This is a genomic window from Mucilaginibacter sediminis (genome assembly GCF_051903035.1).
GTDB lineage: Bacteria > Bacteroidota > Bacteroidia > Sphingobacteriales > Sphingobacteriaceae > Mucilaginibacter.
Genome location: NZ_CP170602.1, coordinates 4,092,964 through 4,105,911, shown reverse-complemented (window position 1 = coordinate 4,105,911; position 12,948 = coordinate 4,092,964). Strand labels below are relative to the sequence as shown.

Genomic DNA, 12,948 nt, shown 5'->3' with positions numbered 1-12,948 from the left:
GTTATTGTTTTTGAAAATACGTTTTCGCCAGGTCATCATACTTAGGCACCGAATGGTAATGCCATTTATTGATGACGACACCATTCTTCAGCAGGATTACTCCGGGGTTAGAACGGATCATGGTTTTAAGCGGTACGCCATCGGCATAAAAAACCTCGCTGATCATCCGGTGTTTTTTTACGAACGCCTGCGCGCTTTGCGGCGAATTTGCGGTAAGCAGCATGGTGCGGATATTAAAGTTCTGGGTAGCGTTGATGGCCAGGGCATTCAGTTTGTTTATCGCGTCATCATCGGTTTTATCCAGATCGTAAGCTACGATGATAATGCTGTAAAAAGGGCTTGCCAGCAACTCTTTGGTAAAATCATTACGTTGGGCATCCTGGATAGACAGATCGCGGATTGGCGGCTCGTAACCTTTTGTTACCAGGCGGTTTTCCGGGTCGCCGTCGGTTTCCCAATTGGCATCTTTCCAGATGCCGGAAGTCAGGTATTCCTTATCGGTCATTACCTTAGTTTCCTTAGTCTTCTTGTTTTTTAGTTTATAAGTAAGCACGAAAACATCTTTGGGCGCATTGGGCGGGGTATCCATTTCGGCCGAAATATTGGCGCCTATTTTATAGGGCAAAAAGTCGATTACCGGCAAAAAGTTATAGGTGTAAAGGCCAAACCCTACCGAAACAAGGGCAGCGCCGATAAGCCATTTGTCACCTGCTTTTGCGCTAAATATGGGTTTTATTTTAGCCCGGTTTACAAATATCACGGCTACTAAAACCAGTAATACCATATCCTTGCTAAACGATTGCCATGGGGTAAGCGGTATAGCATCGCCAAAGCAGCCGCAGGTTTGCACCACTTTAAAAAAGGCTGAGTAAAAAGTTAAAAAACCGAAAAAGATAATGAGCAGCAATAAGCCCCAAGCTACTTTTACCGGCCGCACGCCAATAAGCAGGGCAAAACCCAGGATCATTTCCAGGGCGCAAAGCAAAATAGCTATGGTTAACGAAAGATCATTAAGGAACGTGATATGGAAAACCTCGAAATACTCCACCAGTTTATAAGAAAAGCCTAATGGATCGTTGGCTTTTATCAGTCCGGAAAATATGAACAGTAAGCCTACCGCTATCCTGCAAAACCAAATCAAAGCGTTCTTCATTTTACTCCAAGTTTTATAAGGGCAAATACCGCGTAGTTCAGCATATCCTGGTAATTGGCTTTTACCCCTTCAGATGCTTCGGTAAGGCCCTGGTTGTCTTCAATTTGTTTTACACGCAGCAGTTTCATGAGTATCAGATCGGTTAATGAGCTGATGCGCATATCGCGCCAGGCCTCACCGTAATCGTGGTTTTTGGCAAACATGAGCTCTTTGGTTTCCAGGACTCTTTCGTCAAACATGCGTTCCACATGGTCAACTGCCAGTTCCTGTGGCGTTTCGGGCGAGCTGTCCAGCTGCATCATGGCTATAACGCAGTAGTTTACAATTCCAATGTATTCGCCGGTAATATCGTCGCCCACTTTCGAAATCTTTTTTTCTTCGAGTGTGCGGATGCGTTGTGCTTTAATAAAAATCTGGTCGGTGATAGATTGCAAACGAAGGATGCGCCAGGCGGTGCCATAGTCGCGGGTCTTTTTCATGAAAAGACCCTTACAATTGTTTATTACCGCGTCGTATTCTGCTGATGTGTTAGCCAATGGTCTGAATATTTTAAAGTTGGGGCGTTGTAATTACGGGGATATGCTACCGCTATAAAGTTATTAACTTTACCGCATTAACCCCTGTCAATATTACAACAAACAAAGTGGCTAAAGATACATTTTTTCGTAAAAAGATAACCCTGAATGCAGGAGGGAAACTTATCAACCTGGCTGCGCCGAAGGTAATGGGCATTATCAATATTACCCCCGATTCTTTTTATGCCACCAGCCGCAAGCCATCTGTTGATGAAGCTTTGCAGCAAGCCCAAAAGATGCTGGCCGACGGTGCTGCGTTTTTAGATATCGGTGCTTATTCGTCTCGCCCCGGTGCTGTTGATATTACTGCTGCCGAAGAGGCCGACAGGTTGCTGCCTGTTATTGAGGCAATTGTAGCTGCCTTTCCCGATGCTGTTTTATCGGTAGATACCTTCCGCGCGCAGGTTGCCGAAGCGGCGGTTAAAGCGGGTGCGCATATGATTAATGATATATCGGGCGGCACCTTGGATGCAGGCATGTTTGCCACGGTGGCCCGCCTGCAGGTACCCTATATTTTGATGCACATGAAGGGCACCCCACAAAACATGGTGCAAATGGCGCAGTACGACGATGTTTTTAACGAGGTATTGGATTATTTTGTAAGTAAATATCAGCAGCTAAAGCAATTGGGCGTACATGATGTGATTATCGATCCCGGTTTCGGCTTTGCCAAAAAACAGGAACACAATTATGCACTGATGAAGCGGATGCAGGATTTTGATATTTTGGAATTGCCGTTGCTTGCCGGTATATCACGAAAAAAAATGGTGTATGGATTATTGGGGAGTGCTGCTGCGGATGCATTAAATGGCACAACTGTTTTAAATGCCATCGCCCTGACTAAAGGCACCAATATTTTGCGGGTACATGATGTAAAAGAGGCTGTTGAGGCGGTGAAGATATGGGAGGCTTGCCAGTAAGTATTTCATATGGAAATCCAGGTAGTTACAACGGCAGATATTGAGGAAATAACCCATGTGGAGATTGACAGTAAATTACAATCGTTTCCCGAATTGATAGAGCCGCACGATATCGACTTTGAAACAAGGGCTTACCGCTGGAAAACTTATTTTGCAAAACAATCGCCCGCCAGCGCCAGGCCGCAAAGGATTGTATTAAAGGCTATTGACCAGGATAGGATGGTAGGCTATCTGGCGGTACACCTTACAAGCCGCTATGATAAGGATGCCGAAATTCAATCGTTTTACGTGTTGAAAGAATATCAGCGCCGTGGCATTGGTACCGCACTTTTAAAGGAGGCCGCAAGTTGGGCTATGAACCTTAATGCCAAAAGTTTGTGTGTGGGCATAGCCCCGGAAAATCCATATCAACAATTTTACCTGAAATATGGCGGCACTTTTTTAAACCCGCACTGGATTGTTTGGGATGATATCAACCTGCTGAAATCAAAATTGGGCTGAAGATGATTTCCCGACTGCCGCGAGGTTCCAACTCGTGGCTAAACATGGTTTCAGCTTTCAGCTGAACTGAAGCCAAAGGCTTCAACCAGTTTTACCCACGAGCTACGCTACGCTAATCTCGCGGGAGATTCAACATTTATTATGCAATACAGATAATAAAAGCTTCAATTATCTGAAAACTTATTTGGATCGGACGACAGCTTATAATAGGTGCGATTGTTAATGTCGATCTTAAAATACTTCGCGGTCTTTTTTGCGTTTAAGATAAACACAGGATCAAGTTTTTTGGGATTCTTTTCTGAAATCACTTTAGTCGAATCATTATCCAAAACAAAGATATTGGCATCGGTGCCTATTCCTCCTGTTGCTATTCCCTGTCCTGTTCGCTCAACTTTAGATCTTATCGTAAAAATCAATTGATTCTTATCCAGTAAATATCTTCCCTTTATCGATATTATATTCCTGGTATCGTCGTTACCATCGTAATGATAAACAAAGGTGCCATCTTTAAAAAACTGGAAATACTCTAACAAATTTGCGCCAAGTGTAGCTGTGCCTAATTGCCATACACCTACAATATCTGTTTTAGAAATACCCGAGGAGTTTAAAATAGATTGTGTGGTTACCTGTGCGTAAACATTATTGCCAGGTAGGTAAATAGATAGAACAGTAATAAAGAGCAGCTTTTTCATCTTAAATTTAAAAACTATTCATTTTTTTGTCTTAACTCTTGGCTCTTGACTCTAACGCCTATTCCTCCACCAATTCCATCACCTTCAATATAGCATCCACATACTCGCGGTCATTAGCCAGGCGGGGTACTTTATGCTGGCCGCCTAATTTACCTTTTTCTTTCATCCAGCTAAAAAAAGTGCCTTCGGGGGCGCGGCGTACTATGGGGCGGCGCAGGGCCAGGTCTTTAAAGCGCTTGGCGTCGTAATCGGAGTTGATGCGGCGCAGGGTTTCGTCAAGGATATCCACAAAACGTTCAAATTCGTTGGGTTGCTTTTCAAACTCAATTATCCATTCGTGGGCGCCACAATCGTTACCGTTAAAATAAACAGGCGCGGCAGTGTACTCGCAAATAACGGCGCCGGTTTGCTGGCAGGCTTCTTCCAGGGCTTGCTCTGCATTGTCAATAATCACTTCCTCGCCAAAGGCATTGATAAAATGTTTGGTGCGGCCCGTTACCCGGATGCGGAAAGGGGCCAGCGATGTAAATTTAATGGTATCGCCTATCATATACCGCCAAAGCCCGGCATTGGTACTGATGATGAGCGCGTAGTTTTTATCCAGCTCCACCTCATCAAGTGTAAGTGTTTCGGGATTTTCCTGGTGCAGGTGTTCAAGAGGTAAAAATTCGTAAAAAATGCCATAATCCAGCATTAACAGCATATCGCCTGGTTCGCGGGTATCCTGGATGCCGAAGAAGCCTTCGGATGCATTGTAATTTTCCAGGTAGTACATGTCGTCGCTGGGAATCAGGGCTTTAAACTGATCGCGGTAGGGGCCAAAGTTAACCGCTCCGTGAAAATACATCTCCAGGTTGGGCCAAACTTCCAGCATGTTTTTTTTGCCTGTTATTTCCAGTATCCGTTTAAACAGCACCAAATTCCAGGTAGGTACGCCACCAATACTGGTTACGTTTACATCCTTGGTAGCCTGGGCTATTTTTTCTAATTTTTCTTCAAAGTTATCCAGCAGGGCAATTTCCAGTTGCGGCGTACGGTGAAGCTCGGCCCAAAGGGGCAGGTTTTTCATGATCACCGCCGATAGGTCGCCAAACGAAGCCTCCGGGTTTATGGTGCTTACCTGGTGACTGCCGCCAAGCGTAAGCACCTTACCGGTAAACATGCGGGCGTTGGGCTGGTTGTTAAAATAGATGGTGAGCACATCCTTGCCGCCCTTAAAGTGGCACTCCTCCAGGGCTTCCTCGCTCACGGGTATAAACTTGCTCCTGTCGTTAGTGGTACCAGATGATTTGGCAAACCAGCGGATCTCTGACGGCCATAACACATTTTTTTCGCCTTTGAGCATACGCTCTATGTAAGGCTTCAGCGTATCGTAATTTTGTATGGGTACCCGCTCTTTAAACTGGGTAAGGTTTTCAATGCTTTTATACTGGTACCTGCGGCCCCACTCGGTACTCTCGGCCATTGATATCAGCTGCTCAAACCATTCCTCCTGTACTTCGTTGGGATATTTCATAAAAAGCTCAATCTGGTGGATGCGCTTTTTCATGAACCATGTAAATACGGAGTTAAATATTGTCATACAGCTTGTTTATTATTGGGGGAATACTTTTCTCTTGAGTACAAAGTTAGCACCTAAATATACTTTCCGCACCATCTCATTTTCGGCCAATACCTCAGGTACACCCGATTCTAATATTTTACCCTCAAAAAGCAGGTAAGCACGGTCGGTGATCGACAGTGTTTCCTGTACGTTGTGGTCGGTAATCAGGATGCCTATGTTGCGGTGCCTTAGTTTGGCTACCATCGCTTGTATCTCTTCCACGGCAATAGGGTCAACCCCGGCAAAAGGTTCATCCAGCAAAATAAAATTAGGCTCGGCTGCCAGGGCACGGGCAATTTCGGTACGGCGGCGCTCACCACCCGAGAGCAGGTCGCCCCGGTTTTTGCGTACTTTATGCAGGCTGAATTCGTCAATCAATTCTTCCAGCTTATCTTTTTGCCGGTCTTTAGGCATACCACCCATCTCCAGCACCGCTTTAATGTTATCCTCAACCGTCAGTTTGCGAAATACCGACGCTTCCTGCGCAAGGTAGCCTATGCCTTTTTGCGCGCGACGGTACATGGGGTCCTGGGTTATATCCTTATCATCCAGAAAAATAGTGCCTTCGTTAGGCTTTATCAAGCCAACTATCATGTAAAACGAAGTAGTTTTACCGGCGCCATTCGGCCCCAGCAAACCCACAATTTCGCCCTGCGCCACATCAAACGATACATCGTTAACAACGGTACGCTGTTTGTACTTTTTTACTAAATTTTCTGCTCGTAGTATCATTTTGCAAATTCAAAAGTCAAAATTCAAAAGTAAAAACCTGTCGCTTTACCTCTGCTTTCAACTTATACGTTTTCAAATTCAAAAGTCAAAATTCAAAAGTAAAAACCTGTCGCTTTACCTTTGCTTTCCACCTATATCTATAATCTTCCGGCCAAAATTTTTGACTTTTGACTTTTTAATTTTGACTTTAACCCGGGCGTTCCTTCGGCCGGGCTTTTCGTTCATACGCCTGCAGGCCTTAGTCACGGGCCGGTATCCACTTCAATCCCTAACGCGTTTTACTCCGGCCTGAACGCTGGTCACGACTCACTCCGGCACCGCTTCGCTGGCCGACTCTCTCTCCGGCTTACGCCGCCAAGAGGGTAAACCCCATATTTATTTTTTTCGCCCCTCTATGCGACGCAGTCGGAGAGAGGGCCAGACGGGCGTAGCCTCGTCGGGGTGAGTCTTCGCCGACATGCATTGCCGACAGAATGTTCATCAACAAATCTATCATTTCCCAGGTGATGCTTTTTTGTCATCCCGAGGAACGAAGGATATCAGCTATGCATGACCGATAGAAAAGTTCGCGAATAGATGCTTCGTTCCTCAGCATGACAGTCTTTTATTTTCGTGTGTCATTCCTCCAGCCAAAATTTTTGACTTTGAATTTTTAATTTTGCCTTTAAAACCTTATCCCCTTTATGTTCAACTGTATGCTTCTCCTCTCACGCCAAATGTTTTCTTCAATGCTGTAGCAAATATCAAAGGGCACGCCTGGCTTTAATTGCGGCAGGTATTCGCCGTGGTTAAAGGCAATACAATCAAAGGCCGCCGTACCTTCCTGCATTACAGCCATTTTAATATGTGCCTGCCCCACCAGGCCTGCGTTACCGCTAACATACACATTTTTACTTATGAAAACCGGCGCCATATTTTCGGGCCCGAAAGGCGCAAACTGGTTCAGTATCCTGAAAAATTTCGGTTCTATCTGGCTTAAACGTAATTCGGCATCAATTTGTATCTGCTGAATCAATTGTTCCGGCGATATTGTAGCGCTCACCACTTCTTCAAACCTATCCTTAAAAGCTTCTACGTTTTCGGGCAATAGGGTTAAGCCCGCCGCGTATTTGTGCCCGCCAAACTGGATAAGCAGATCCCTGCACTCGCAAAGCGCCTCGTAAAGGTCAAATCCCAAAACAGAACGTGCCGAACCGGCCACATGCCCGTTTGATTGGGTAAGCACAATGGTGGGGCGGTAATATTTTTCGGTAAGGCGCGATGCCACAATACCAATAACGCCTTTGTGCCAATCTTTGTTAAATACCACGGTTGATTTTCGGCCTATCAGCACTTCGTCGCCATCTATTATATCAAGCGCCTGGTCGGTAATGGTAAGGTCGTGCCCTTTGCGCTCGGTATTGCGGGTGTTTATCATGAGGCCTTTTGCCCTGGCCACGTTTTCATCACAAGCTATCAGCAATTCAACGGCGTGTTTGGCATCGTCAATACGCCCGGCGGCGTTTATCCGTGGGCCTATCAGGAACACTACGTCAGATATAGTTAAGTTTCCGGGTGTTTTGCCGGCAACCTCAATCAGCGTTTTTACACCAATGCATGGGTCGGTATTTATTTTTTGCAGGCCAAAGTGTGCCAGCACCCGGTTCTCGCCGGTGATATGTACAATATCGCATGATATGCTGATGCAGGCCAGGTCAAGGTATTGCGCTACCGCTTCAAATTGGATCCCGTTTTTTTCGGCATAAGCTTGTATCAGCTTAAAGCCAATACCGCAACCCGATAATTCTTTGTAAGGATATTCGCAATCGGCGCGTTTGGGATCAAGCACCGCTACGGCGGCGGGTAGCTGCGCTCCGGGCAGGTGATGGTCGCAAATTATAAAATCTATCCCCAGGGTATTGGCGTAGTCAATTTTATCAACCGATTTAATGCCGCAGTCAAGTGCAATAATAAGGCTGAAACCATTTTGTGCAGCATAATCAATCCCCTGGGTTGATATGCCATAGCCCTCTTTGTACCTATCCGGAATATAATATTCCATGTTTTTATACTGCTTGCTAAAAAAGCCGTACACAGTGGCAACCGCTGTAGTGCCATCTACATCATAATCGCCATAAATAAGAATCTTTTCGCCGGCGGCAATGGCGCTTTCAATGCGTAAAACGGCTTCCTCCATATCCCTCATCAAAAAAGGATCGTGCAGGTGGCGTTCGTCGGGTCTGAAAAAGTAGCGGGCGCCCTCAAAATCAGTTATTCCCCTGTGTACCAGCAGGCTGCTTAAAACGGTATCAATATTCAGTTCGGCAGATAATTTGCGTACCAAATCCTCATCGGCATTATCCCTTATCGCCCAACGTTTATTCATATCTTTGCAGCTTTTATAACGGTAAATATAATTTTTGGTACTTTAAAAGGCTAAAGTTACATTCAAAATCTGATACATCGCAGCTATGGAAATTTTCGCGTTAGGAGAAGGCTCATATTCAGTTGATTCGACTAAAAAATTTATCCCCTTTAACCCCGAAACCGACAATTTCAGGGATCGCCCGGGTTCATTATTCATCCATGTAAACCCATTCCTGATAAAAACCACCAATCACCTTATTGTACTGGATACCGGCCTTGGCTTTAAAGATACCCGCGATGAGCTTATCCTGCATCAAAACATCCGCAATGCGGGATTTGATCCGGACGATGTAACACTGGTGCTCATGTCGCACCTGCATTATGACCACTCGGGCGGTTTGGTTGTGGAGCGTAATGGCAAGCTGCAGCCCAGCTTTCCGCAGGCCAGGCACGTGATACAAAAAGGGGAGTGGGAGTTTGGCATTACCGGCAAATCATCATCATACCATAAAGAGATTTTTGAAGCCCTTGACGGTGCAGTAGATATTATGTTTGTAGAGGGCAGCGGCGAATTGCTTCCGGGCATCCGTTATGAATTATCCGGCGGGCATTGCCCCAATCACCAGGTATTCTGGATAGATATAGAAGGCTCAAAAGCGCTGTTTGGCGGCGACGAATTACCTGAGCCTGAGCAACTGATACGAAAGTTTATAGCTAAATATGATATGGATGGGCGTAAGGCAATGGAGCTGCGCCAGGAATATGGAAAATTAGCATCCGAAGAAGGATGGACCTGTCTGTTTTATCATGCCAAAACAATTGCTATTGGCAATGTAAGCAGCGATGATGGCGGCGAACACTTTAAGGTAACGCCGGCTTAGTCTTGTGGCTGAACTTCAAAAAGCTCCTTAATTTTTTCGACGTTTAATGGTTTGCTGATAAAATCTTTTACCAGCGGGTATGAGCGCGCTTTGTTAATATCGTTACTGAATACTGATGATGAGATAATGAAGATTTTGCTTTTGCCCAGCGGATCGAGGTTTAAACGTTTGTACTCGTCCAAAAACTCCCAACCATTCATAATGGGCATGTTAATATCCAGCAAAATATAATCGGGCAGTTTAGCCGGGTCTTTTTGTTGGATTTCGGATAATTGCTCAATAGCAAATTTACCGTTCAAACAGGCCATGATCTCTGTGTTTAATAAAGCTTTCTTTATCAATTTAATGGAGATGAAGTTATTTATCTCATCATCATCAACCAATAATACACTAACGGATTTTGTGTTAATTGTCATAATACGCTTAAAATCGATATGCTTTATACGGAACCTTAAATTAAAAGGTTATACCCCCAAAAACGGTATTTTACTAAAATATTTTATGCCCTGATTAAATTAAACCGGCAATAATGACGGTTTATTGATGAAGATGGTTTTAGCCCGGATAAACATACTGATTAAGAACTGGAAATGATGTTGGTGTAGTGCCAGATAGCGCCTGATAAATCATGTGAAGGCTAAAAAGTTAGGGTATTGATTAGCCCGGAGGGTGCAAAAGCCATGAAAAACGTAATAAGTTTGTTACAAACTTCGTGGTGTTTTACTAAAATAATCCCCCGGCCATAAAACTTAAACCATATCCCCGCGGCAAGCCCATGCGTATTTTGGTGCTGACATAATTATTATAGATACAAAGAAAAGTTGAACACGCAGCGTGCTTGATAGTAGCCGGCCAGGAGAGAGCCCTGCTGCCGGGCTCAGTATAATCTGCCACAACTCTTACGGGTAATTACCGGCATGTCATCCCAAAATAAACTGAAGCTAACCTGGTTAGCCGGCAATTATGATGTTGATGAAATAATGGCAGTTACCATCTGCGAAGATTTTAACTATAGGCTGCAATGATACCGGCTACCAGCCCAACAATTTGAAATACAGTAAGCGAGCAAAATAAATATTTTAACCAAAAAGGCGGTTTTTGCATACATGAGCAGCTTTTATTGGATATAGAATAGTTTCAAAAAAAAACAGGTTAAAACTTTTTATGTGTTTTAATCGTATCTTTGGAAAGATTATAAATAACAGTTCATTCTAATCATTCTAATTCAGTGGTAATAATAATTTTCTTCATCGGGCACTGGTTCCTGTCGCTCTTTTTCCAAACGTTCTTTTTACACAGGTATGCATCTCATAAAATGTTCACTACCAATAAATTTTTTGAGGGTACATTTTATCTGCTGACATTTATTTGTCAGGGTTCATCGTTTTTAAACCCGCGTGCCTATGCAATTATGCACCGTGAGCACCATGCTTACAGCGATACGGAGAAAGACCCGCATTCGCCACATTTTTTCAGGGATGTTTTCCAGATGATGGTGTACACCGCCAAAAGTTACCGCATGCACGAAAAAAGGCTAAAAGATCCTGAAGAACGCTTTAAAGGAAACATTCCGGAATGGCGTACGGTTGATTACATAGGTTCGTCAATGGTATCGCGTATAGCGTTTGGTGTGTTATATGTTGCTTTTTATGTTGTGTTTGCTACCCAATGGTGGATGTACCTGTTAATTCCGGTTCATTTTTTAATGGGCCCAATACATGGCGCTATTGTTAACTGGTGCGGTCATAAATATGGTTATGCCAATTTTGATAACGGCGACAAATCAAAAAACACTACCCCGTTTGATTTTTTAATGCTTGGTGAATTGTTCCAGAACAACCACCACAAGCGCCCTAACCGTGCCAACTTCGGCGCCAAATGGTTCGAGATTGACCCGGTTTACCCTGTAATGAAAGTAATGCACTGGATGCATATCATCAGGCTAAGGAAAGCATATTTATAGAAGGTAAAAGGATAAAGGCGAAAGGCTTTATTTTAGGTGAAAGGGTAAAGGCTAAAGGTAAAAGGTTTTTTGCCCATATATAAAAGCGAAAAGTGATCTGGTTGGATTGGCTTTTCGCTTTTTTGTTTTGAGCCCATATGCACCTTATCCCAACCTTTCGCCCTTGTCCTTTCACCTTTAACCTCTCTTCTTTCACTTTTTTCACCTTTCGCCTTTAACCTTTAGCCTTTCACCTTTTTCCCCCTATATTTGCCGCTCATAAAATCCACAACATGAGTGTTTCTAAATTAGCTCAAAATTTACGCGGCTCGGAGATCATTAAGATTGCGGGCGAGATAAATGAATTAAAACGCCAGGGGCAAAATATTGCCAACCTAACTATTGGCGATTTCGACTCCAATATTTACCCCATCCCTGCCGACTTAAAAGACGGTATTGTTGATGCTTATAACCACAACCAAACTAATTATCCGCCGGCTGATGGTATGCTTAACCTGCGCGAAAGTGTATCGGCATTTTTAAGCAGCCGCATGGGTTTAAATTATAAAGCTAACGAGATATTGATTTCGGGCGGCTCACGTCCGTTGATCTATTCAACTTTTCTGGCCCTGGTTGATCCGGGCGATAAGGTTGTTTTTCCGGCACCATCATGGAACAATAACCACTACAGCGACCTTACCAGTGCTGTAGCTATTATTGTTGAAACCAAGCCCGAAAATAATTTTATGCCTACGGCAAATGAAATTGCACCGCATTTGAAAGGCGCAACTTTATTGGCGCTTTGCTCGCCCCTGAACCCAACGGGTACCATGTTTAATAAAAAAGACCTGGAAGAGATTTGCGACCTGGTAATTGCCGAAAACAAAAACCGCGCAGCCGGCGAAAAGCCTTTGTACCTGCTGTACGATCAAATATATTCGCAACTAACCTTCGGTGATTTTAAACATTACGATCCGGTTACTTTACGCCCGGAACTGAGGCCATATACCGTATTTGTTGATGGTGCATCTAAATGTTTTGCCTCAACAGGCGTACGCGTAGGCTGGGGTTTTGGCCCGGCAAATATTATTGATAATATGAAAGCCATTGTTGGCCACATGGGGGCATGGTCGCCAAAGGCCGAGCAGGTTGCCATGGCTCATTTTATTACCGATACCGCCGCTGTAGATACCTACCTGGATGATTTGAAAGGAAAAATCCGCGCCAGCTTAACAACCCTGCACGAAGGTTTCCAGGCACTGAAAGCCGAAGGTTTCCAGGTAGATTCGATAACGCCAATGGGCGCAATATATCTTACTCTTAAAATCGATTACACCGGCAAAACCACACCAGATGGTAAGGTATTAAAGGACTCGGCCGATATTAACTTTTACCTTATCAAAGAAGCTAAAGTGGCCCTGGTGCCATTTTCGGCCTTCGGTACCGATGATTCGGTTAACTGGTTCCGTGCATCAGTAGGTGCAAGCACACTGGAGGATATTGAGCAGCTGATACCGAGGGTGAAAGCGGCTTTGAGTAAGCTGAAGTAATTGTCAGAATCAGAATTTACAGGATTTTAGAATTAACAAAATCCTGTAAATTC

The 12,948-nt window shown here is 44.2% G+C and carries 12 protein-coding genes; 5 read left to right on the top strand and 7 right to left on the bottom strand.

All coding sequences use genetic code 11. The annotated features are described in order from the left end of the window. Position 1 precedes the first annotated feature (1 nt). Entirely contained in the window at positions 2 to 1,153 is a 1,152-nt protein-coding gene (locus ACFGVS_RS16720) for a BT_3928 family protein (RefSeq protein WP_090641031.1), read from the bottom strand. Then, the gene (locus ACFGVS_RS16715) at positions 1,150 to 1,632 is read right to left on the bottom strand and encodes a DUF1599 domain-containing protein (RefSeq protein WP_439694805.1); all 483 of its coding nucleotides are present in this window, start codon (positions 1,630 to 1,632) and stop codon (positions 1,150 to 1,152) included. Before ACFGVS_RS16715 ends, ACFGVS_RS16720 begins: the two co-directional genes overlap by 4 nt. 164 nt (positions 1,633 to 1,796) lie before the next feature. On the opposite strand from ACFGVS_RS16715, the gene folP reads away from it, so the two are divergent. Next, positions 1,797 to 2,648 carry a dihydropteroate synthase gene (gene folP, locus ACFGVS_RS16710; RefSeq protein ID WP_439694804.1) on the top strand — a complete coding sequence of 284 codons (852 nt, stop codon included), beginning with the start codon at positions 1,797 to 1,799 and terminating at the stop codon, positions 2,646 to 2,648. 9 nt (positions 2,649 to 2,657) lie between these two features. Further along, positions 2,658 to 3,149, top strand: a complete 492-nt coding sequence (locus tag ACFGVS_RS16705; protein WP_439694803.1) for a GNAT family N-acetyltransferase — start codon at positions 2,658 to 2,660, stop codon at positions 3,147 to 3,149. Between the two features lie 164 nt (positions 3,150 to 3,313). On the opposite strand, the gene ACFGVS_RS16700 is transcribed toward ACFGVS_RS16705, so the two are convergent. The 4 genes from ACFGVS_RS16700 to recJ form a co-directional block, all read right to left on the bottom strand. Further along, positions 3,314 to 3,841: a hypothetical protein gene (locus tag ACFGVS_RS16700; RefSeq protein WP_439694802.1), complete on the bottom strand. Its 528-nt coding sequence runs from the start codon at positions 3,839 to 3,841 to the stop codon at positions 3,314 to 3,316. Between the two features lie 58 nt (positions 3,842 to 3,899). Continuing rightward, a complete protein-coding gene (locus ACFGVS_RS16695) occupies positions 3,900 to 5,423 on the bottom strand; it encodes a GH3 auxin-responsive promoter family protein (RefSeq protein ID WP_439694801.1) in 1,524 nt (507 codons plus the stop codon). Between the two features lie 12 nt (positions 5,424 to 5,435). Beyond that, positions 5,436 to 6,176: an LPS export ABC transporter ATP-binding protein gene (lptB, locus tag ACFGVS_RS16690; protein WP_090641041.1), complete on the bottom strand. Its 741-nt coding sequence runs from the start codon at positions 6,174 to 6,176 to the stop codon at positions 5,436 to 5,438. 664 nt (positions 6,177 to 6,840) lie between these two features. Beyond that, positions 6,841 to 8,541, bottom strand: a complete 1,701-nt coding sequence (gene recJ, locus ACFGVS_RS16685; RefSeq protein WP_439694800.1) for a single-stranded-DNA-specific exonuclease RecJ — start codon at positions 8,539 to 8,541, stop codon at positions 6,841 to 6,843. Between the two features lie 85 nt (positions 8,542 to 8,626). Between recJ and ACFGVS_RS16680 the strand changes: the two genes are divergently transcribed. Then, on the top strand, positions 8,627 to 9,403 hold the full coding sequence (locus ACFGVS_RS16680) for an MBL fold metallo-hydrolase (protein WP_439694799.1): 777 nt from the start codon (positions 8,627 to 8,629) through the stop codon (positions 9,401 to 9,403). On the opposite strand, the gene ACFGVS_RS16675 is transcribed toward ACFGVS_RS16680, so the two are convergent. After that, a complete protein-coding gene (locus tag ACFGVS_RS16675; protein WP_090641044.1) occupies positions 9,400 to 9,819 on the bottom strand; it encodes a response regulator in 420 nt (139 codons plus the stop codon). The genes ACFGVS_RS16680 and ACFGVS_RS16675 overlap by 4 nt on opposite strands. Before the next feature lie 812 nt (positions 9,820 to 10,631). Here ACFGVS_RS16675 and ACFGVS_RS16670 point away from each other — a divergent pair. Then, positions 10,632 to 11,366: an acyl-CoA desaturase gene (locus ACFGVS_RS16670; protein ID WP_090641046.1), complete on the top strand. Its 735-nt coding sequence runs from the start codon at positions 10,632 to 10,634 to the stop codon at positions 11,364 to 11,366. Between the two features lie 272 nt (positions 11,367 to 11,638). Further along, a complete protein-coding gene (locus ACFGVS_RS16665; protein ID WP_439694798.1) occupies positions 11,639 to 12,895 on the top strand; it encodes a pyridoxal phosphate-dependent aminotransferase in 1,257 nt (418 codons plus the stop codon). Positions 12,896 to 12,948: the final 53 nt, after the last annotated feature.